This is a genomic window from Faecalibacillus intestinalis, from assembly GCF_003024685.1.
Lineage (GTDB): Bacteria > Bacillota_I > Bacilli_A > Erysipelotrichales > Coprobacillaceae > Faecalibacillus > Faecalibacillus intestinalis.
Window position 1 is genome coordinate 218,365 of the sequence record NZ_PYLQ01000002.1, and the last position, 21,100, is coordinate 239,464.

The window sequence follows — 21,100 nt, forward strand, 5'->3', positions numbered from 1 at the left end:
TATGGCAGAAAAAATTCAATTAACTAAAAAAGATCGTTTATCAGTTGCTTGGCGTCATCAGTTCCTTCAAGGATCATGGAACTATGAACGTATGCAAAATGGTGGTTGGTGTTATTCAATTATCCCAGCTATCAAAAAATTATACAAAGATCCACAAGATAGAGCAGATGCTTTAAAAAGACATCTAGAATTCTATAATACACATCCTTATGTTTCAGCTCCAGTTATGGGTGTTACATTAGCCTTAGAAGAAGAAAGAGCTAATGGTGCGGAAATCAATAATCAAGCTATTCAAGGGGTTAAAGTTGGTATGATGGGACCTCTTGCAGGGGTTGGAGATCCAGTATTCTGGTTCACTTTAAGACCAATCTTAGGTGCTTTAGGTGCTTCTCTTGCTTTAGGTGGAAGTATTGTTGGTCCATTATTATTCTTCTTTGCTTGGAATATTATCCGTATGGCATTTATTTGGTATACTCAAGAATTTGGATATAAAGTCGGTACTTCTATCGCAAAAGATTTATCTGGTGGTTTATTAGGTAAAATTACTCAAGGTGCTTCTATTTTAGGTATGTTCATTATCGGTTCTTTAGTTCAACGTTGGGTAAGTATTTCATTTACTCCTGTTGTTTCTAGAGTTACTCAATCTGAAGGTGCTTATATTGATTGGAGTCAAATCAAAGGTGGAGCTGAAGGTATTAAATCAGCTTTATCTCAATATGCTTCCCTTGGAGCTAATGGATTAGATAAAATTAAAGTTACTACTTTACAACAAAACTTAGATCAATTAATTCCTGGACTTGCAGCATTATTACTTACATTACTTTGCTGCTGGTTATTAAAGAAAAAAGTTTCACCAATCGTTATTATCGTTGCATTATTTATCGTTGGTATCTTAGCTCGTTTAGCTGGAATTATGTAATTTAAAAAGTTCAATATTTATGGAGGGAATATATGGTACAATCATTAAATAAAAAAGTCGATTTAACAATTAATGCTACTTCTTATTTAGGAATGGCAAACTATGGTAAAGTGTTAGTCGGGGATGAAGCTTTTGAATATTACAATGATAAAAACGTCAATGATTATATTCAAATTCCTTGGTCTGAAGTAACAGAAATCATGGCAAGTGTCATGTTTAAAGGAAAATGGATTCCTCGTTTTGCAGTTGTTACGAAAAACAACGGAAACTTTATCTTTTCGACAAGAGATAATAAAAAGACATTAAGAGCTGTTAGAAATTATGTTGATCCAAATAATATGGTTCGTTCTCTTAGTTTCTTTCAAGTAATCTCTCGTGGTTTAAAATCATTATTCAAACGTAAATAAATATTGAGCAAAGGAGCTTCATTGCTCCTTTTTTTGTTATAATGAAAGAGGTGATAATATGGATCTAAATAGAATACATTATTTCTTTAAAGCTGTTGAATATAAAAACTTTACGCAAGCAGCTAACGCTTGTCATATTGGACAAACAACCATGTCTAAATACATTGCTGTCTTAGAGCAAGAACTCCAAACACAGCTATTTATAAGAGAACATAGAACATTAACTCTTACTAAACAAGGAAAACAGTTCTATGAAGGAATGAAAAACATTTATGCTTCTTATCAAACTTTATGTCAAAATATTCAACAAACGAATACTTTACATATAGGCATGAAAACAACAGATTTTACAGACTTTGAAATTCTTGAAAGCTTTGAAAAGAAATACCCACATCTTTCTATTTCTTATTCTTATCTTGAAGAAAATGAATTGATGGAAGGCCTAAAAGCGCATCAACTCGATGCGTTAATTTCTCCAAGTATGCTCTCTTTCTACAAAAATAATCCAATTGAAACAACAACCTTATCTAAAGAAAACGTTTCTCTTGTTTGTTCAAAAGAACTGATCCATAAATATCATACAATAGAAAAGGTCATGCAATCTGTTCCCTATATTACAAAAGCAACAGATCAAAACTATCATCAATTATGTAAAGATGAACTTTATAAAATTTATCATACAACTTTTAATAAAGTAGAATACGTTAAAGAATTTCCCAAACAACTTCTTTTACTTAATCTATCTAGAGGTTTTTCAATCCTTCCTACAAAAGAAGTAGAAAACAGAGATCAGTTCTATTTAGAGGATATTAGTAAATACTTTGCTGATCTTGAAAAAATAGATCTTGTTTATTTAAAACAAAATAAATCAGAGAACTTAAATCTATTATTGCAACATATTCATGAAAAAAAGTGCTAGATTAAGCATTTTTTTTCGTTTTATCTTTTAACATTTATTCTATATAATACAAAGCAAGGAGTTGATGTTATGCAAAAAGATTTAACAAAAGGCAGTGCCTTAAAAAATATTATTACTTTCTCATTACCATTTTTACTTGCTAATTTCTTACAAACATTCTATGGCATGGCTGATTTATTTATTGTCGGTCAATACAATGGAGCCGCTTCTTTATCAGGGGTTTCTATTGGAAGTCAGGTCATGCATATGATTACTGTTATGCTTGTAGGAATTGCAATGGGTTCAACGGTCATGATTGGTCGTTATGTTGGTGAAAGAAAAGAAGAAGAAAAAAGGATGACTGTAGGAAATACAATCATTATCTTTATGATTTTATCTCTGATTGTTACTTTGATTTTATTATTCTTTATTAATCCGATTGTTTCTATTATGTCTACACCTGTAGAAGCAATTCAAGAAACAACACTTTATTTAAAAATATGTTTTATTGGAATTCCTTTTATTACTGCTTACAATATTATTAGTTCTATTTTTAGAGGATTAGGGGATTCTAAAAGTCCTATGTATTTTGTGGCAGTTGCTTGTTTTTTTAATATCGTGTTAGATTTTATTTTCATTGGTTATTTCAATATGCATGCCGTTGGAGCAGCATTTGGGACAGTGATTTCACAACTTATTAGTGTAATTGTTGCTTTATTTGCAATCATTAAAAGAAAATTGATTGTCATCCATAGATACCATTTGAAATTACATAAAAAAATTATTAAAGATATCTTTAAAATCGGTTTTCCTATTTCTATGCAAGATGGTCTTATTCAAGTATCATTCATTATTATTACGATTATCGCAAACATGCGTGGTGTTGATATTGCCGCAGCAGTTGGTGTTGTAGAAAAAATCATTAGCTTTTTATTCTTAGTACCATCAAGTATGCTTTCAGCAATCTCTGCTATATGTGCCCAATGTGTAGGAACAAAACAACATCAACGTGCTCGCCAAACATTACGTTATGGAATGATGATTGCTTTAGGATTTGGAATTTTCTTTGCGATTACTTGTCAATTTATTTCCAAGGAAATTCTTTCGTTATTCACAAGTGAAGCTGCAGTTATTGTGTATGGTAGTCAATATTTAAAAGGATATGTTTTAGATTGTGTCTTTGCTTCTATTCATTTTTGTTTTAGTGGTTTCTTTACAGCTTATGGTTATTCTATGATTTCATTTATTCATAATGTAATTTCCATAGCCCTTATAAGAGTTCCAGGAGCTTATATTACTTCTAAGCTTTTCCCTGATACTTTGCTTCCTATGGGTCTTACACCAGCATTAGGTTCTATTTTATCAGCAATGATTTGTGTAAGTATTTTTATCATTATGAAGAAAAAGAATAAATTTGATTATTAAAACGTCATCCAAGTGATGACGTTTTTACTTAAACTTAATTGAAAGAATACATGTATAATCATTCTTTATCTTTTTGTTTGTTTCTAACTCTTTTATAGGAAGAGATGTGACATGATTTTTTCCATAAGATAATGCCACTAACATTTGTTTTTTACTATATTTAATAGATGTTTTTTCTTCAATTTGATTATAATCCCAAACATCATAGTTACTAATGTTTTCTATAAATGAAATATCTTTAGCTACATAATACCCATCTTCAAAAGCATCTATAATCTTCAAAGTAGATGCTTCTCGATCTATTACTAAAGCAATATTTCCGGTATTTGTTCCTTTTGAAGGATTATTATAAAATGTACAGATTTCTTTATCAGATATCTTTTTACCTTTTTGATATTGGGTTAAATACATAGTTAATGAATCAAAATCTTTTTTTGAATTATAATGAAATAACAAAATATCACCTGGATGATTAGAAAGCATATTTGCTGTTTGCATTTCTGTGCTTTTTTCTAAATAAGGTTCTATATAGTTTTGTGGTTGTGTTAATTTTTTGTAGATAAATATGCTTGTAATAAATATGAAAACAACAAGCATAACTATTAATAATTTTATAATTTTCTTTAGATACTTTTGTTTGTTTTTATTATCTTTTGTAATCTGAATAATATTTTCTTCTGCTTTTTGTTCAATTGTTTCTTTAGGTATATCTTCTCCAGCAAGAAACTCATTAATACTTATATCTAGTATTTTACATAATTCTAGATAAACAGAGACATCCGGTAAACAGATACCTCTTTCCCATTTAGAGACTGATTTATCAGACATATTTAACTTTTCAGCAAGCTGTTTTTGTGTTAAGCCTTGTTCTTTTCTTTTAAAAGCTATATATTTACCTATTTTGATAAGATCCATATGACCACTTCCTTTAATCAAATCATATCATTTTAAATAGAAAACAACACCTCTTATAAGTAGAATTGGTTTTTATATTATGAAAAAACAAACAAATATTCAATAATATCGATATAATGAATTTAATAATAAAAAATAAGGAGAAATATAATATGAAACAATTTCCAGAAGGATTTTTATGGGGTGGAGCTACTGCCGCTAATCAATATGAAGGTGGTTGGAAAGAAGGAGGAAAAGGAGTAAGTTGTAGTGATGTGCAATTATTTACTGATCCTAAATCAATGAATGATTTATTAAATACTCATGGTTTATGCGATATTTCTGATGAAATGATTGAAAAAGCTTTAAGTACTGATGATGAAGTTTACTATCCAAAACGTCATGGGATTGATTTTTATCATCATTATAAAGAAGATATTGCTTTACTTGCAGGAATGGGGTTTAAGGTTTATAGAATGTCTATTGCTTGGTCTCGTATTTTCCCTAGAGGGGATGAATTAGAACCTAATGAAGAAGGTTTAAAATTCTATGATGCTGTTTTTGATGAATGTTTAAAATATGGAATGCAACCTTTAGTTACAATGTCTCATTATGAACCACCACTAGCATTCTGTATGGATTATAATGGTTGGTATAATCGTCGTTCCATTGAATTCTTTACACGTTATGTGGATGTTATTACTAAAAGATATAAAGATAAAGTTAAATTATGGCTTACATTTAATGAAATTGATTCAATCATTAGACATCCATTTATGACAGGTGGATTAATTGAATCAAGATTTAAACCTGAAGAATTTGAAGAAGTAGAATATCAAGCAATGCATCATCAATTTGTGGCAAGTGCTTTAGCGGTAAAAATTACACATGAAAACATTCCTGATGCTAAAGTAGGGTGTATGCTTACTAAATTAACTTATTATCCATATACTTGTAAACCAGAAGATCTTTTAGAACAACAACAAAGAATGAGACAAATCTATTGTTATAGTGATACACAAGTTCATGGTGAATATCCTAAATATTTATTACAAATGTATAAAAATAAAGGATTCAATATTAAAATGACTGATGAAGATCTAGAAATTATGAAAAAATATCCTGTTGATTTTATTTCATTTAGTTATTATTCATCAAGTTGTGTTGCTGCTGATACAAAAGGCTTAGAAATGAGTGCAGGTAATACAGAAACAGCTATTAAAAATCCATATATTCCAAGTTCTGATTGGGGATGGCAAATTGATCCTATCGGTTTAAGAATTTCTTGTGTAGATTTATATGATCGTTATAGAAAACCATTATTTATTGTGGAAAATGGTTTAGGAGCAAAAGATACTGTGGAAGCTGATGGTTCTATTAATGATGATTATCGTATTGATTATTTAAGAGAACATATTAGACAAATGTATAAAGCTATTGAAGAAGATGGTGTTGAATTAATGGGTTATACAACTTGGGCACCAATTGATTTATTATCTAACTCTACAAATCAAATGTCTAAACGTTATGGATTTATTTATGTAGATGTTGATGATTATGGTAATGGAACTTATAAACGCTCTAAAAAGAAATCTTATGATTGGTATAAAGAAGTTATTGCGACTAATGGATCTTCTATTTTAGATGACTAGTTAAGGAATCGAAAGATTCCTTTTTTCATACGTATTATCTTGCGTACTATCATACATACTTTTTATATTTTCTTTTATTGAAAATCATAGAAAGGGACTTTGTGATATAATTAGATAAAGGAGATTTTTTATGAAAGAGAAAGTATTATTTTTTGATATAGATGGGACATTAGTATGCTCACAAATGGGAATTTATGAAATACCTTTAGGTGTAAAACAACAATTAAATAGATTAAAGAAACAAGGACATAAACTCTTTATTTGTAGTGGAAGACCCAAAGCCATGTTAGATGAAAAATGGCTCGATGGAACTTTTGACGGTTATATTTTAAATAATGGTGGTTATGTAGAAATTGATGGAAAATCTATTTATGAAAATAGAATGGATTATGAGTTATGTTTAAAGACAGCAAATATGTTAGAAGAACTTCATTGTGATTATATGATTGCGACAGCGAATCATTTATACATTGATCCTTCTTATAAAGAACTTTATAACTTCTTTGTTCAAAAGGGACATTTTGAAGATCTATTTACAATAAAGTTTGATCGTAATGAGGTATTAAAAAGAGCGATTAAAATAGAAGCAAATGTCACAAATAAAGATCGTGAAAAAATAGAAAAGTATATCCAAAATGATTTTGGTTATGTTATTAATTTTGATGAACATGGCAGTGACAATGCATTTGAATTCTATTCACCAACAATTTCAAAAGCAACAGGTATTCAAAAAGTTCTTGATCATTATCATTTAGATCAAGATGACACATACGCTTTTGGTGATGGAGAAAATGATTTAGAAATGATTGAATTTTGTCGTGTAGGGGTTGCTATGGGAAATGCCTGTGATTTATTAAAAGCTAAAGCAAATATTATTTGTAAATCGGTTGTTGATGATGGTTTAGAAGATATTTTAAAAATACTATTTAATGATTAAGGAGAAATCTATGATTGTATTTCATGAAGAAAGTAAAACTTTTCATTTGTATAATAATGAAATTAGTTATGTGTTTAAAATCTTAGAAAATAATCAATTAGGACAACTCTATTATGGAAAAAGAATTCATGATCGTAAAGACTTTGATCATTTATTAGAACTTTTTCCCCGTCCTATGTCATCTTGTAGCTATAAAGGGGATTTAAGTTTTTCATTAGAACATATTAAACAAGAATATCCTGTTTATGGTTCAGGTGATTTACGTCATCCTGCTATCGATATTTTACAAGAAAATGGGAGTCATATTTTAAACTTTGAATATGTAAGTCATGAAATCATACAAGGAAAACCAAAATTAAAAGATCTTCCTGCTACCTATGTAGAAAATGAAAACGAAGCTCAAACTCTTATCATTACCTTATATGATGAAATCATTGAAACAAAACTACAATTAAGTTATACCATTTATCAAGATTTTCCTGTAATTACAAGAAATGCTTTTATTGTTAATGAGGGGAAACAAAAATTAAGACTTAATCAAATGATGTCTATGTCTTTAGACTTACCTGATCAAGATTATGAAATGATTGAACTTACAGGATCATGGGCAAGAGAACGTTCTATTAAAACAAGAAAACTTACAGAAGGTATTCAAAGTATTTATTCTTTAAGAGGATGTTCTTCACATCAATTTAATCCTTTTATTGCTTTAAAAAGAGAAAATTGTAAAGAAACAAGTGGTGAAGTTTTAGGTTTTAGTTTGGTTTATAGTGGTAACTTTTTAGCCCAAGTAGAAGTTGATAATTATCATGTCTCACGTGTCTCTATGGGAATTCATCCTCATTGTTTTGAATATCTATTAGATCATTTAGATTCGTTTCAAAGTCCTGAAGTTGTGATGGTTTATAGTGATCAAGGATTGAATAAGATGTCACAAACATATCATCAACTTTATCAAAAAAGACTTGCTAGAGGAAAGTATCGAGATCAAGTAAGACCTATTTTGGTGAATAATTGGGAAGGAACTTATTTTGATTTTAATGAAGATAAGATTGTTTCAATGGCTAATACAGCAAAAGAATTAGGAATTGAGTTATTTGTGTTAGATGATGGTTGGTTTGGTAATAGAAATAATGATCATCAAGGATTAGGAGATTGGTTCCCTAATTTAGATAAATTGCCTCATGGAATTAGTGGGCTATCAAAGAGAATTCATGATTTAGGTTTAAAATTTGGATTATGGTTTGAACCAGAGATGGTCAATGAAGATTCTAACTTATATAGAAATCATCCTGAATGGGTATTAAAAACACCTCATAGAAAGAGTTGTCATGGGAGAAATCAATATATTTTAGATTTTTCTAATCCTGAGGTTATCAACTATATTGCCCAGGCAATGATGAATGTGATTGATGATTCCTATATTTCATATATTAAATGGGACATGAATCGTTGTATGTCAGAAGTCTATTCAAGCATTCATGATGTTTCATCACAAGGAAGAGTCATGCATGAATATATCCTAGGTGTTTATCATTTATACGAAGTTTTAACCAATAAATACCCTGATATACTCTTTGAATCCTGTGCAAGTGGAGGCGCACGCTTTGATCCAGGAATGCTTTATTATGCCCCTCAATGTTGGACCAGTGATGATACTGATGCCATAGAAAGATTAAAGATTCAATATGGAACTTCTCTTGTTTACCCACTTTCTTCAATGGGATCACATGTTTCAGCAATTCCTAATCATCAAACATTTAGAAATACACCACTTGAAACACGTGCTAATGTAGCTTATTTTGGTACTTTTGGTTATGAATTAGATGTTAATCAATTAACCTTTGAAGAAAAAGAAATTATTAAAAAACAAATTAATTTTATGAAACAATATCGTTCTTTATTTCAATTTGGAACATTTTATCGTTTAAAAAGTCCATTTACATCAAACGAAACAGCTTGGATGGTTGTCTCTCATGATAAAACACAAGCAATTGTTGGTTACTATCGACCTTTACAAGAAGTTAATGTAGGTTATCGTCGTTTACCTTTATTAGGTTTAGATGAAAATAAGGTTTATCATGTAAATGATTTAGATTTATATGGTGATGAGTTGATGAATGTGGGTTTGATTATAAGTGATGGTTCAAGTGGTGAGAATAAGGATGGTATTGGAGATTATTATTCTAAATTATATATTTTAAAGGAGAGAAAAGAAAATGAGTAATGAATGGTGGAAGAAAGAGATAGCTTATCAAATTTATCCTAAGAGTTTTAAGGACTCTAATGGAGATGGAATTGGTGATTTAAGAGGGATTATTGAAAAGCTTGATTATTTAAAGGATTTAGGAGTGACTTTGTTATGGTTATGTCCTATTTATAAATCACCTATGGATGATAATGGATATGATATTTCTGATTATTATGATATTAATCCTGAATTTGGAACAATGGCTGATTTAGAAGAATTGATTGAAAAAGCTAAAAATAAAGGAATTAAGATTATTATGGATCTCGTTATCAATCATAGTTCAGATGAACATGCTTGGTTTCAAGAAGCACTAAAAGATCCAAATAGTCCTTATCATGATTATTATATCTTTAAATCCTCTAAAGATGGTAAAGAACCAAACAACTGGAGATCTGTTTTTGGAGGTTCAGTATGGCAAAAGGTAGAAGGTAGAGATGAATATTATTTCCATGCTTTTTCTAAAAAACAGCCTGATTTAAATTGGGAAAATCCAGCTTTAAGACAAGAACTTTATAAAATGATTAATTGGTGGTTAGATAAAGGAATTGCGGGATTTAGAGTTGATGCAATTAACTTTATTAAAAAGGATCAAAGATATTTAGATGGTCCTGTTGATGGACAAGATGGTTTAAGTGCTTGTTTTGCTTATTCTAGAAATCAACCAGGAATTGAAGTCTTTTTTGATGAATTGAAGAAAGAAACATTTGAAAAACATAATTGTATGACAGTAGCTGAAGCTGTTGGGGTTCAATATAAGGATTTAGGTATTTTTATTGGTAAAGATGGATGTTTTTCAATGATGTTTGATTTTAATTATTGTAATTTTGATATTAATGAAGATGAAGAATGGTTTAAAAGACAAGATTGGACAACTAAACAATTTAAAGAACTCTTATTTACAAGTCAAAGAGAAGTTCAAAAACTTGGATGGATTGCGAGTTTCTTGGAAAATCATGATCAACCTAGAGCAATCGATAAATTTGTGTTAGATAAGAAAAACCATAATTATTATTCTCAAACAATGCTTGCTGGTATGTTCTTTAATTTAAGAGGAACACCATTTATCTATCAAGGTGAAGAAATTGGTATGGAAAACTTTGAAAGAGAAAGCATTGATGAATTTGATGATATTGGAAGTCATGGTCAATACCAAAGAGCCTTAGAAGAAGGTTTTACTAAAGAAGAAGCCATGCATTTCCTTAACCTTAGAAGTAGAGATAATACCAGAACACCAATGCAATGGGATAGTAGTGAATATGCTGGATTCAGTAATCACAAACCTTGGTTAAAAATGACAGGTAGCCAAGATAAAATCAATGTTGAAAGTCAATTCAATGATCCAAATTCAATCTATAGCTTCTATAAAAAAATGATTTCTATTAGAAAACAAGAAGATACTCTTGTTTATGGAGATTTTGCAGAAGTAAATACTGTAGATGATGTTATTGGTTATAAACGTACTTATCAAGGACAAGAAATTATTTGTTTATGTAACTTTACAAACACTGAACAATCAATTCCTGACATTCAAGGAAACATTTTGTTAGATAACTACAACAATTACAACCCAACAACCTTAAAACCTTATCAATTCGTTATGATCAAAAAATAATAACAGCCCTTTAGTGATAAACTAGAGGGCTTTTTATTGCCGTTATCGGCAAAAACTATATATTTTAACAACGTATAAATTTATGTTTTTTGCCGATAATTTTTATTATTTACTTTATTTATTCAAATACGATGTTTTTTAACATAATTTCTAACTTGTTCTTTTGCTTGATAATATGTCTTTAAAGCATCTTCCCTATATTCTGGGCTATCTGGTGTATCGCCAAAATAGCTTATATACCATTGATCTACTACTTTTAAAAACCACTTTGTTTGAGGTAATTGCCCTTGAGCAATTACAAAAGTATCAAAGTCTTTTCTAACACCTTTATAAACACCTTTTGATACAATTTCTACACCACGTGATTTAAAATACTTATCTATCTTTTGATAACATTCATCCAAATCAATATTATTCTTTTTAGCTTTTCCCTCATTTAAATAGATTTCCATTAACATATATTAAATACCTCATATCATCAATCAAAAACATCTAATGGTTGAATATAACTTTTCATACTATATTCATCACTTACAATTGTTACATCAAATTCTTTAACACAATATTTTAGCCATGTATAATTTGAAGATAATTTTTTAATTATTTGTACTACTTCAGCCATTGAAATAGGATATAAAGAAACATAACCTGAATATTGTCTATGTTTAAATCCATTATTAATAAAATACTTTTTAAGATCACTCCATCCTTTTTTATAATTTTTTGAAGGGTAATATTTTCTTAATAGAGAATCATTTAAATCAAAGTTGAGCGCTTTTTTGCTTTCTAAAGAATCCATTATTGCGTTTTTCTACTTCATAATAACATCTTAAAGCATCTTCTCTATATTCAGGACTTTCTGGTCCATCTCCAAAATAACTTATATACCATTGATCAACTACTTTTAAAAACCATTTTGTATCAGGTAATGATCCTTGTGCAATAGCAAAAGTATCAAAATCTTTTCTAACACCTTTATAAATACCTTTTGATACTATTTCTACACCACGTGATTTAAAATACTTATCTATCTTTTGATAACATTCATTCAAATTAATATTATTCTTCTTTGCTTTTTCTTCACTTAAATAGATTTCCATCAACATATATATCCACCTCTTATCTTTATCATACATTACTACAATCAATAGTATATCCCTTCACTAATATATACGCCATCTATTTCTATTTTTCTTTTATTATTTTTAATTTTTTATCTAATCGTGATTTGATAAATCACGATTAGATAAATTTCTTTGGACTATTTGTCCATTGTTTCAACAATTTAAACCAATATAATAAACTCAAAGAAATAATTTTATTATGAGGAAAACAAACGAGGGATATTGTGCTAATGGTAATGAAAAAATTTTTTTAAAAGATAGAATAAATATCAAAGAATTAAAAAATAAAAATAGAACTTATTATCTATATAATTTAAATTCTATTTCCACTTTCCACTATTTACTTTCCAAACATTCTTTGATAGCAATTGCTATTTCATATGCTAAGTTTACAGGTACAGCATTTCCTATCATCTTATATCCAACATCAACATTTTTATATATAAATTTGAAATCATCTGGAAATCCTTGAACTCTTGCTACTTCTCTTACTGTCATTCTTCTATATAATGTTTCTTTTCCTTCTACAAATTGACATACATTTTTTTTAACTTTTTCCATTTTTGGCGCTTGTGGATGTAATTGACATTGCCTACCACTAGCTTGCACTGTATATCCTTGCTCATTCCATGATTTCACTCTATTTCTACTCATAAATATTGTAGAATATGACCCTATAAAATATTCGTTATTATTTATTGCTTTTGGATTATGATGATTTTTTTCCAAAGCTGGTACAGCTGTATCTTTTAAATCCCAAATTACATCTTTTAAAGTTAATTTTTTTTCGTTATTTCTTGTTGAACCCTTTGGAAATTTAAATTCAATATTTAAATCTTTTCTAAATCCTATGTAAAATACTCTTTTTCTTTCTTGAGCAACACCATAATCTTTAGCATTAACAAGTGTCAAAGAAACCTCGTATCCTGCCTTATCAAACATATTTAAAATATTTTGCACAGCTTCACTATGTCTATTTGCTAACATGCCACTAACATTTTCTGCTAAAAAAAACTTAGGACTTTTATCTTTTAAAATTCTAATATAATCAAAAAATAGTTTTCCTCGATTATCATCAATTCCTCTTAAAGATCCTGCCTCACTCCATGACTGACAAGGTGGTCCGCCAATTATTCCATCAAATTCATCATTAAAAACTTTGCTATCTATATTTCTAATATCTCCTTCTATTAATTTCGTTTTTGGATGATTGATTTTAAAAGTTTCAAAAATTGTTTTGTCATATTCATTTGCATAGGGTATTTCAAAACCCGCTCTTTCAAATCCTAAATCTAAACCACCACAACCACTAAATAATGATAATATTTTCATTCTAACAATTCTCCTTTCTATTTATCATATGTAATCAATTTTGCTTTTCTTAATTGTGCAGGATTATCAGGATTTTTAATTTTTATATCTTTAATCATAAATTTTTCATCATTTATATTTTTAAGTAAATTTTTATTATCAAATGTATTCCATTTATCTTCATTAATTATACACATAAAATTGAAATTTGCATTTTTATTTCTTTCATACACATAATTAAATACATTCCAAGGGTTTTCAATTCCCCACATTCCTCTTACTCTTAAATATGTTATTCCTAATGGGTCAACTTTATTAACTCTCCCCAACTCTTTGGTTTCTGAAAATTCAACACCTTGTATTGTTTCAACACCATTCTTGATAGTTCCTTTAATTCTAGTATAACACTCTTCGCTCGCGCAATAATCCAATCCATAAACCATACATAAATCCTTTATATCATTTGTTTTTTTATCAATAACCCCAACCACATAAATCATATCTTTCACATTCCATTTTTCGGCATCTCTGCATGCTTTAGAAATCATAGTTGAAGACGAATACAATTTATGCTTTGGATAAGAGGAATTTAAAGCTAAAGTAGAAGTGCTAGTTTCTATTTTTTTAACTTCAATAGCATCTCCATTTCTTAACATTGCATCCGGTGGATTTGAATTATTTCCTAAATATGAAAAATATTTTCCAATTTTTTCTAATCTCTTACTCACATCACTTTCATCAAACGTATTGCAAAATAAATCTTTAACATATTCTTCTAATGCATCACCTGCATTATTTGCTCTATTTCTTCCTTGGTTGTATTCTGTCAAATGATTAATTGGATTATTAACTAAATTATAAATTGCATTAATAATATTCATAAACTTTCCCCCTTTATTATGCATTTATTATAACCGATTTATTAAAATACATGAACACCTAGAAATAAAAAACATTCAATCTTTTAATGCTACAATACGATATTTTCATGTTTCTTCATATATTTAGCTGCTATTGATAAATTGTAAAAAAAAGTTTATTTATTATTTTTTTTATATAGCTGCTATTGACTTTTCAAACTATTATTTCTATAGTATAGTTATAGCATAGAAGGGAGATAGAGTTATTAATATGAGAATAAATAAAAAATTATTAGAGGCTGTAAAATATAATCCAACGAAAAAAAGTTTTCAAATGTCGGTACAACAAATGTGTGAGAGAATTGATGAAAATAAATTGACTTTGCCACTATATCAAAGAGATGTAAGTTGGACCTTGCAAAAATCTGTTGATCTTTTAAATTATCAATTATTTGGTAAAGCACCTGTGGCCCCGATTTCAATAAATCAAATTGAAGATGTAGAAACTTCTGTTCCTCAAGTTTCATTTATTGATAGAAATTTAATTGATAAAAATAGTATTTTAAATGCACATTTATCTGTAGTAGATGGTCAACAACGTTTAACAACAAATTATAAAGCATTTAAAAATTCCAATGATTTTAGAAATATTGTTTTAGATGTTTCAAGTGCAAACTTTAAAATTATAAAAGGAGAGATAAAGAAATATCAAATTCCTGTAGGGATTTTATTAAATCAAAATAGGGAAATTCTTCAAAATTATTTAATTGATAATAATACTTTTAAAGATTTATATGCTCCTTGTATTGATATCAGAAGTAAACTTATGGATTATAATTATACTATTAATCAAGCTGATAATCTAACTGAGGATGAACAAATTGAATGGTTTGAAGTATTAAATAATGCCGGTAGTAAAGTTACTGCTTTACAAATGTCTTTCTCAAAATTAAAACTTCACGATTTTGATATATATATAGACTATATAAATCCATTTAAAGACTTAATTCAATCATATGGTTTTGACGAATTATTTTCTCCATTTACAACAAATGTTTCATATCCTATTTCTTCTCTGAATCCAGCGTATGAAGTAGTAATATGTAACAAAAAACATAAATTAAATTTTGCACCAATACCTTCTGATACTAGAGAAAATCAATTAACTAACTTACAAGTGGATTCTCTTAGAAAAATTGTATCTTTATCTTTAGAAGGATTAGATAATGCACTAAAATTTATTGATAAAAATGAATTAAATAATTTCATCAAAAGGATGGACTATATATTATATCTAACTGGTTACTTTATTTTCTTTGATGAAATACATGATACTCAAGAAGTAAAACTTATAGAATGGGTAAAAAACATTGAGTTCACAAATAAAAGTAATGGAGAAAGACGAAAAATATTTGATGAATTATTAAATATTATCAATTAAAATATTATAAGTAAGGAGGATAAATATTTTGTTAAGTAGAAAAGATATTGAAAATGAATTAGGTAAAGGAATAAATATTTATCCTTTACATAATAAAAATATTAAAGGTAATTCTATTAATTTTACTATTGGAAAAAATGCTTGGAGCTTAGGAAGTGGAAAAATTATTAAGAATACAAATGGAAAATGGATTATGGCTCCAGAAATAGATAATGGAAGAAAAATAGTAGATATTAAACCTGGAAAATCAGCAATTATTCATGATGGAAAAAATTATAACAAACTTATATTATTACCACATACAACAACAATAGTTGAGACGGTATGTTTGTTGTCCCACAAATCACCAGATAGCCATATAATGTAACGGTTGAATTTGGAGAAGGCGAGGGAAAAGTGCCACTGGATAAGATTGTGGAGCGAGCAAAACAACATCAGCCTGCTCCAAAAGCTACATATAAATTGATACAAGAGTATGTGGAAATGAAATATGGGTTTAAAGTACATAACGCATATATCGCAAAGGTAAAAAGAGAATTGGGATTGCCGATGTATGATGCACCTAATGCGGCAGAGGGATTAAAGCAAACAAGGAAGCATCCGACACAGGAAAAGGTAAATGCAATTAAAGACGCATTAAATTATTATAATTTGATCTAATTTTTAAAAGAGAGAAAGGAGAAAAACGAATGGGAAGTAAACCAAAAGTGTTTGTTATTACACCATTTAATGAAGACTTTCTGGCATTGTATGATGAATTGAAAAGAATTTTTAAAGAAGATTTTGATTTTACAAATGCAGGAGATTTGGATAACCAACAGAATATATTACAGGATATAGTGGAAGGAATTCATCAAGCTGATGTCATTATTGCTGATTTGACAGGACTCAATGCCAATGTGTTTTATGAATTAGGACTAGCTCATGCTATGAATAAAAAGGTAATTATTATTACACAAGATCTTGGAGAATTACCATTTGATATAAAATCATATCGTGCAAACGAATACAGTTTGCAATTTAATAAATTGCCCAAACTAATAGAAGAACTGAAAAAATTGTTATTTGGTGCAATTGACAATAGTGTGAAATATGGAAATCCTGTTTCAGATTATATACCTGATTTCTACAAATGTGAGAATAGTATTTCTCCTATTAATAACCCGAAAGATATGGCTGATGAAGGCAATGGTGGTATTCAAGTTACAATTGATGATGAAGGTGAAAAAGGTTTCCTTGATTATATTGCAGATATTGAAGAAAACTCAACAAAAATGACAAATGAAATTACATCCATGGGGAATGAAATGGATGAAATGGATATATCTATTAATGCTGCTACAAATGAGATTAATCGTGTAAAATCTCAAAGCGGTAATGTGGATGCAAGTTTTGTAAGAAATATTTGTCGAAAACTTTCTAGTCCCATAGATATATTTGCAGGAAAATTAAAAAGTCATGTAAATGAAGTGTCCAAATATTGGGATATAGTTGAAAATAGCTATCTTTCATTATTAGACAATCAATATGCTCAGAATGTGAACAATATTGAAGATCTATGTGAGTCTATGACTGCATTGGAGAATATGCAAAATGCAATTTATGGCTCCAATGAGAATATTGAAGGTTTTATCGGTGTATTACGTGGATGTTTGGGAATTGAGCGAAGATTAAACAAAGCAATTTCTTCACTTATATCTGAACTTGAAGAATATTTACAAATGACAGACACTATGTCTTCATCCATTGATAGGATACTCAGTAAAGGCGAGATTGTTATAGATACTTTGAAGAAATAGTCGTTAATGTAACTATAATAAATTTTGGATAGATTGTTTGAGAAGGATGTGCGGTGCAATGGGAAAAGTTATTAAAGATACGCCTCATGCAAATGGAATAGATATTTGCATTTATACGCAAGACTTTGAAAATGAATTCATTTCATTGACTGATATAGCCAGATATAAAAGCGAAGATCCGGCCGCAGTAATACAAAATTGGATGAGAAATTGAGATGTTATAGAATTTCTGGGATTATGGGAAAGACTTCATAATCCTGATTTTAAACCCCTCGAATTCGAGGGGTTTAGAAAGCAAGCGGGAGCAAATGCATTTACAATGTCACCTAAGAAGTGGATAGAAGCAACTGCTGCAATTGGTATTGTTTCAAAAGCAGGGCGTTATGGTGGTACCTATGCTCACAGCGATATTGCCATGTCGTTTGCTACGTGGATTTCACCGGAATTCCAGTTGTATATTATGAAAGATTATCGAAGATTAAAGACTGATGAAAATAGCCGATTATCTTTGAATTGGAATCTAAATAGAGAAATTTCTAAGCTAAATTATAGGATACATACAGATGCAATTAAAGAGAACTTGCTTCCGCCAGAATTAACACCAGCTCAGATTTCTTTTACATATGCGAACGAAGCAGACATGTTGAATGTTGCCCTTTTTGGAAAAACAGCAAAACAATTGAAAGATGAACATCCGTCTGTGAAAGGAAACATGAGGGATGTAGCAACACTGAATCAACTACTAGTACTTGCGAATTTGGAAAGTTATAATGCTATTTTGATTAATCAGGGGAAAAGCCAGAAAGAACGAATGGAATTACTGCGTCAATTAACAGTACAGCAGTTGCAGATTTTGGAGACAGTGAGTTTAAATAATCTCCCGAGATTGGGAACAATCTCACAGAAAGATTAGGTTACAATAGGGTGTCTTGTGGGAAAAAGGTAATACCGTTGAGACAAGTGAAGTAATTGGTGTCAATAATTATATAGGAGGAACACTTCATTCAAAAGTTGGAATTGTTGCTAAAGGAATAGGCGACATAGGAACAATGCTAGGGCCGAATTTTTGTGGTCATTTAATGATATCGTTACACAATATTTCTGATAAAATAATTGAATTACCAGTTGGAGAAACATTTGTATCATTGGTGTTCTTTTATTTAAAAACTCCAGATAATACTATAAATACAAATATGTCTGGACATGTTGATAAACTAGCTGAATTAGGCATTAATATTGATCAAAAAACCAGGGAATATTTAACAGAAGATTGGAAAATGTCATTAGATGGCATTAAATATAAAATGACTAGAAGTAGTGAATATAAAGAGCTTGTTTCTAAAATAAAACAAGAAAAATATTCAAAACTCAAGTCATATTTCAATTGGCAAAATGCGTTATTAATATTCGCGTACATTGCTCTATCCATTATTATGGTCGTTTTTGCAAAGCATTTTGATAATAAATATAACACTACTGTATGGTCAGAAAGAGCTTATACTATTATTATTTCAGGAATTATTCTTCCTTTAATTGTTGCAAGCGGTAAACTATTTAAACATCGTTAAAATAGTTAAAATATTATCAGACACTAAAAAACCTGCATCTCGTGCAGGTTTTTCAATATTATATATTATTTAAATAGTTTAGAGAAATAGTTTTTAACAACATGATTTTTAATTCTTGATAATGTTGTGTTGCTTGAATCGAATCTGTCTTTCTTAGCCCATCCTGGTTGTACATCTGCTTGGTTAGTTGTTAAATATGAATAGTAATTTACACACATGATTTTGTTCCTCCTTAATATTTTGTATCCCTTTTGTTACTTATATTATATGTAAGAAAGTTTAAAAATTATATGTGTTGAAGTCATGAGAATACTGTATACATTTGTGCATGATGCACAAATATTGATATAGTTTAAAACTATATCTAACTGATGCTTATTTGTATTTTTAAATTAGCTATTTGATTGATAAAATAATATCATAGCTTGAAAGGAATGAATGATATGAGTCAATTAAATAGATATGAATTTGTAGGAAGTTTTTTACGTCCTGAAAGATTAAAAGAAGCTAGAAAGAATTATGAATTAAATAATATAACTAAAGAAGAACTTACAAAGATAGAAGATGAATGTATTGTAGAACTTGTAAATAAACTTAAAGAATTAGGTTATCATACCATCACAGATGGTGAATTTAGACGTTCTACGTGGCATTTAGACTTTATGTGGGGATTTAATGGGGTTGAACATAAAAAGACTGTAGATGGCAATCAAACGTTTGATGGAGAAGCTGCTATGATTGATGATACTTATATGACAGGAAAGGTATCATGTAAAGATCATCCTTTTGTAGAACATTTTAAATTTGTTAAAGCATTAGAAGATGAAAATACTGTAGCTAAACAAACAATCCCTTCACCTGGTCAATTCTATGCTTTCTTTACAGGAGCTGATTTATTAGATAAAACATTAGGTTTCTATGGTAGTGAAGAAGCTTTTGCTGACGATGTTGTTAAAGCATACAATGAATTTGTTCAAGAAATTTATCACGCTGGATGCCGTCAATTACAATTTGATGATTGTGTATGGGGTGGTATGGTTAATCCTGAACTTGCTGTTAGCTTAACTGGTAGAAAAGGAGAAGCATTAGAAAAATATAAACAATTACTTTTATCTTTAAATAATAAAGTTGTCGCAAGTGCTCCAGAAGATCTAACAATTAACACTCATGTATGTAGAGGAAATTATCATTCTACTTACTTTAGTTCAGGAGCTTATGATGGTGTAGCTGATTTACTCTTTGGTGAAGAAAATGTAGATGCGTATTTCTTAGAATATGATGACCATCGTTCTGGTGGATTTGCTCCATTAAAGAAAGTATCAGGAGATAAGAAAGTTGTTTTAGGTCTCATTACAACAAAGAAACCTGATTTAGAAGATAAAGAACTTGTTAAAAGAAGAATCTATGAAGCTACTAAATATATTCCTCTAGAACGTCTTTATTTAAGTCCTCAATGTGGTTTTGCTTCATGTGAAATTGGTAATAAATTAACGGAAGAACAACAATGGGCTAAACTTAAACTTGTTAAAGAAATTGCTGAAGAAGTATGGGGATAATCAAAGAAATTGTTAATTTGTAACAAATACTGTTCACAAAATTAATAATAATTTATATCCACAAATAAGGATACAAAACAGGTAATACGAGAACCTGTCTTGTGTCCTTTTTTTGTTGAAAAATAAGGGCTGTTTACAGATTATTAACAAGATAGGTAAGAGATATGGAGAGAGTATTAATAGGATAATAAATTCTACTAAAAAAATGGATAACAGGATTTATAAATAAACAAATTAATATTAAAAAAATGAGATTGATATTTTTTAAATAAATGCATATAATATATATGAACAAAGATATTTGTTCGATTTAAGTGCGTTGCTACTTTGAGTGCAAACCTTTGATTTAAGTGCTTCACTACTTTAAATGTGAACCTTTAATTTAAGTGCTTCGCAGCTTAAAATGCGAATTCTTTAATTTACAGGAAGATTAGTTTTATCTTCCT

The 21,100-nt window shown here is 29.1% G+C and carries 23 protein-coding genes; 16 read left to right on the forward strand and 7 right to left on the reverse strand.

Translation table 11 applies throughout. The features are described from left to right. Position 1 precedes the first annotated feature (1 nt). The 4 genes from C7U54_RS02680 to C7U54_RS02695 all read left to right on the forward strand — a co-directional run bounded on the left by C7U54_RS02680 (position 2) and on the right by C7U54_RS02695 (position 3,649). Entirely contained in the window at positions 2-919 is a 918-nt protein-coding gene (locus C7U54_RS02680) for a PTS system mannose/fructose/sorbose family transporter subunit IID (RefSeq protein WP_107029215.1), read from the forward strand. 32 nt (positions 920-951) lie between these two features. Beyond that, on the forward strand, positions 952-1,326 hold the full coding sequence (locus tag C7U54_RS02685) for a DUF956 family protein (protein ID WP_022002075.1): 375 nt from the start codon (positions 952-954) through the stop codon (positions 1,324-1,326). A gap of 58 nt (positions 1,327-1,384) precedes the next feature. Continuing rightward, complete coding sequence (locus C7U54_RS02690; RefSeq protein ID WP_107029216.1) at positions 1,385-2,245, forward strand: LysR family transcriptional regulator; 861 nt, start codon at positions 1,385-1,387, stop codon at positions 2,243-2,245. 69 nt (positions 2,246-2,314) lie between these two features. Then, positions 2,315-3,649, forward strand: a complete 1,335-nt coding sequence (locus C7U54_RS02695; protein WP_107029217.1) for an MATE family efflux transporter — start codon at positions 2,315-2,317, stop codon at positions 3,647-3,649. Between the two features lie 24 nt (positions 3,650-3,673). Here the strand turns inward: C7U54_RS02695 and C7U54_RS02700 are convergent, their stop codons facing one another. Further along, the gene (locus C7U54_RS02700) at positions 3,674-4,564 is read right to left on the reverse strand and encodes a helix-turn-helix domain-containing protein (protein WP_107029218.1); all 891 of its coding nucleotides are present in this window, start codon (positions 4,562-4,564) and stop codon (positions 3,674-3,676) included. Between the two features lie 152 nt (positions 4,565-4,716). Between C7U54_RS02700 and C7U54_RS02705 the strand changes: the two genes are divergently transcribed. The 4 genes from C7U54_RS02705 to C7U54_RS02720 all read left to right on the forward strand — a co-directional run bounded on the left by C7U54_RS02705 (position 4,717) and on the right by C7U54_RS02720 (position 10,995). Continuing rightward, positions 4,717-6,195 (forward strand): 6-phospho-beta-glucosidase, encoded by a 1,479-nt coding sequence (locus C7U54_RS02705; protein ID WP_107029219.1) that lies wholly within the window; start codon positions 4,717-4,719, stop codon positions 6,193-6,195. A 130-nt stretch (positions 6,196-6,325) separates the two neighbouring features. Further along, on the forward strand, positions 6,326-7,132 hold the full coding sequence (locus C7U54_RS02710; protein WP_107029220.1) for an HAD family hydrolase: 807 nt from the start codon (positions 6,326-6,328) through the stop codon (positions 7,130-7,132). A 10-nt stretch (positions 7,133-7,142) separates the two neighbouring features. Further along, the gene (locus C7U54_RS02715; protein WP_107029221.1) at positions 7,143-9,359 is read left to right on the forward strand and encodes an alpha-galactosidase; all 2,217 of its coding nucleotides are present in this window, start codon (positions 7,143-7,145) and stop codon (positions 9,357-9,359) included. Continuing rightward, positions 9,352-10,995 (forward strand): glycoside hydrolase family 13 protein, encoded by a 1,644-nt coding sequence (locus C7U54_RS02720; protein ID WP_107029222.1) that lies wholly within the window; start codon positions 9,352-9,354, stop codon positions 10,993-10,995. The genes C7U54_RS02715 and C7U54_RS02720 overlap by 8 nt, the downstream gene beginning before the upstream one ends. A 122-nt stretch (positions 10,996-11,117) precedes the next feature. On the opposite strand, the gene C7U54_RS02725 is transcribed toward C7U54_RS02720, so the two are convergent. The 5 genes from C7U54_RS02725 to C7U54_RS02745 form a co-directional block, all read right to left on the reverse strand. Further along, entirely contained in the window at positions 11,118-11,453 is a 336-nt protein-coding gene (locus C7U54_RS02725) for a hypothetical protein (protein WP_107029223.1), read from the reverse strand. Positions 11,454-11,473: 20 nt separating this feature from the next. Continuing rightward, on the reverse strand, positions 11,474-11,794 hold the full coding sequence (gene vapD / locus C7U54_RS02730) for a VapD family protein (RefSeq protein WP_107029224.1): 321 nt from the start codon (positions 11,792-11,794) through the stop codon (positions 11,474-11,476). Further along, positions 11,757-12,101, reverse strand: coding sequence for a hypothetical protein (locus C7U54_RS02735; RefSeq protein WP_107029225.1), 345 nt, complete (start codon positions 12,099-12,101; stop codon positions 11,757-11,759). Before C7U54_RS02735 ends, vapD begins: the two co-directional genes overlap by 38 nt. Positions 12,102-12,455: 354 nt before the next feature. Further along, positions 12,456-13,451, reverse strand: a complete 996-nt coding sequence (locus C7U54_RS02740; protein ID WP_107029226.1) for a DNA cytosine methyltransferase — start codon at positions 13,449-13,451, stop codon at positions 12,456-12,458. Between the two features lie 17 nt (positions 13,452-13,468). Continuing rightward, positions 13,469-14,311, reverse strand: coding sequence for an NgoPII family restriction endonuclease (locus C7U54_RS02745; protein ID WP_107029227.1), 843 nt, complete (start codon positions 14,309-14,311; stop codon positions 13,469-13,471). Between the two features lie 250 nt (positions 14,312-14,561). Between C7U54_RS02745 and C7U54_RS02750 the strand changes: the two genes are divergently transcribed. Genes C7U54_RS02750 through C7U54_RS02770 form a run of 7 tightly spaced genes read left to right on the forward strand, consistent with a single transcriptional unit; the run spans position 14,562 to position 19,098 of the window. Further along, the gene (locus C7U54_RS02750; protein ID WP_107029228.1) at positions 14,562-15,731 is read left to right on the forward strand and encodes a GmrSD restriction endonuclease domain-containing protein; all 1,170 of its coding nucleotides are present in this window, start codon (positions 14,562-14,564) and stop codon (positions 15,729-15,731) included. A 28-nt stretch (positions 15,732-15,759) separates the two neighbouring features. Then, positions 15,760-16,098 carry a hypothetical protein gene (locus C7U54_RS14835; RefSeq protein ID WP_206603578.1) on the forward strand — a complete coding sequence of 113 codons (339 nt, stop codon included), beginning with the start codon at positions 15,760-15,762 and terminating at the stop codon, positions 16,096-16,098. A gap of 29 nt (positions 16,099-16,127) precedes the next feature. Next, the gene (locus tag C7U54_RS02755) at positions 16,128-16,391 is read left to right on the forward strand and encodes a hypothetical protein (RefSeq protein WP_206603579.1); all 264 of its coding nucleotides are present in this window, start codon (positions 16,128-16,130) and stop codon (positions 16,389-16,391) included. Positions 16,392-16,420: 29 nt separating this feature from the next. After that, positions 16,421-17,530, forward strand: a complete 1,110-nt coding sequence (locus C7U54_RS02760; protein ID WP_107029229.1) for a nucleoside 2-deoxyribosyltransferase — start codon at positions 16,421-16,423, stop codon at positions 17,528-17,530. A 58-nt stretch (positions 17,531-17,588) separates the two neighbouring features. Beyond that, complete coding sequence (locus tag C7U54_RS15070; protein ID WP_241522558.1) at positions 17,589-17,744, forward strand: hypothetical protein; 156 nt, start codon at positions 17,589-17,591, stop codon at positions 17,742-17,744. Between the two features lie 15 nt (positions 17,745-17,759). After that, on the forward strand, positions 17,760-18,443 hold the full coding sequence (locus C7U54_RS02765; protein WP_241522560.1) for a KilA-N domain-containing protein: 684 nt from the start codon (positions 17,760-17,762) through the stop codon (positions 18,441-18,443). Between the two features lie 16 nt (positions 18,444-18,459). After that, positions 18,460-19,098 carry a dCTP deaminase/dUTPase family protein gene (locus C7U54_RS02770; protein WP_107029230.1) on the forward strand — a complete coding sequence of 213 codons (639 nt, stop codon included), beginning with the start codon at positions 18,460-18,462 and terminating at the stop codon, positions 19,096-19,098. A 65-nt stretch (positions 19,099-19,163) separates the two neighbouring features. Here C7U54_RS02770 and C7U54_RS14540 read toward each other — a convergent pair whose 3' ends face one another. Beyond that, positions 19,164-19,316 carry a hypothetical protein gene (locus C7U54_RS14540; RefSeq protein ID WP_155522443.1) on the reverse strand — a complete coding sequence of 51 codons (153 nt, stop codon included), beginning with the start codon at positions 19,314-19,316 and terminating at the stop codon, positions 19,164-19,166. 225 nt (positions 19,317-19,541) lie between these two features. Between C7U54_RS14540 and C7U54_RS02775 the strand changes: the two genes are divergently transcribed. Beyond that, entirely contained in the window at positions 19,542-20,654 is a 1,113-nt protein-coding gene (locus C7U54_RS02775) for a 5-methyltetrahydropteroyltriglutamate--homocysteine S-methyltransferase (RefSeq protein WP_193448600.1), read from the forward strand. Positions 20,655-21,100: the final 446 nt, after the last annotated feature.

Coding starts and splice junctions, on each gene's coding strand:
- C7U54_RS02680 (WP_107029215.1), top strand. CDS start 2: ATGGCAGAAAAAATTCAATTAACTAAAAAAGATCGTTTATCAGTTGCT.
- C7U54_RS02685 (WP_022002075.1), top strand. CDS start 952: ATGGTACAATCATTAAATAAAAAAGTCGATTTAACAATTAATGCTACT.
- C7U54_RS02690 (WP_107029216.1), top strand. CDS start 1,385: ATGGATCTAAATAGAATACATTATTTCTTTAAAGCTGTTGAATATAAA.
- C7U54_RS02695 (WP_107029217.1), top strand. CDS start 2,315: ATGCAAAAAGATTTAACAAAAGGCAGTGCCTTAAAAAATATTATTACT.
- C7U54_RS02700 (WP_107029218.1), bottom strand. CDS start 4,564: ATGGATCTTATCAAAATAGGTAAATATATAGCTTTTAAAAGAAAAGAA.
- C7U54_RS02705 (WP_107029219.1), top strand. CDS start 4,717: ATGAAACAATTTCCAGAAGGATTTTTATGGGGTGGAGCTACTGCCGCT.
- C7U54_RS02710 (WP_107029220.1), top strand. CDS start 6,326: ATGAAAGAGAAAGTATTATTTTTTGATATAGATGGGACATTAGTATGC.
- C7U54_RS02715 (WP_107029221.1), top strand. CDS start 7,143: ATGATTGTATTTCATGAAGAAAGTAAAACTTTTCATTTGTATAATAAT.
- C7U54_RS02720 (WP_107029222.1), top strand. CDS start 9,352: ATGAGTAATGAATGGTGGAAGAAAGAGATAGCTTATCAAATTTATCCT.
- C7U54_RS02725 (WP_107029223.1), bottom strand. CDS start 11,453: ATGTTAATGGAAATCTATTTAAATGAGGGAAAAGCTAAAAAGAATAAT.
- vapD (WP_107029224.1), bottom strand. CDS start 11,794: ATGGATTCTTTAGAAAGCAAAAAAGCGCTCAACTTTGATTTAAATGAT.
- C7U54_RS02735 (WP_107029225.1), bottom strand. CDS start 12,101: ATGTTGATGGAAATCTATTTAAGTGAAGAAAAAGCAAAGAAGAATAAT.
- C7U54_RS02740 (WP_107029226.1), bottom strand. CDS start 13,451: ATGAAAATATTATCATTATTTAGTGGTTGTGGTGGTTTAGATTTAGGA.
- C7U54_RS02745 (WP_107029227.1), bottom strand. CDS start 14,311: ATGAATATTATTAATGCAATTTATAATTTAGTTAATAATCCAATTAAT.
- C7U54_RS02750 (WP_107029228.1), top strand. CDS start 14,562: ATGAGAATAAATAAAAAATTATTAGAGGCTGTAAAATATAATCCAACG.
- C7U54_RS02760 (WP_107029229.1), top strand. CDS start 16,421: ATGGGAAGTAAACCAAAAGTGTTTGTTATTACACCATTTAATGAAGAC.
- C7U54_RS15070 (WP_241522558.1), top strand. CDS start 17,589: ATGGGAAAAGTTATTAAAGATACGCCTCATGCAAATGGAATAGATATT.
- C7U54_RS14540 (WP_155522443.1), bottom strand. CDS start 19,316: ATGTGTGTAAATTACTATTCATATTTAACAACTAACCAAGCAGATGTA.
- C7U54_RS02775 (WP_193448600.1), top strand. CDS start 19,542: ATGAGTCAATTAAATAGATATGAATTTGTAGGAAGTTTTTTACGTCCT.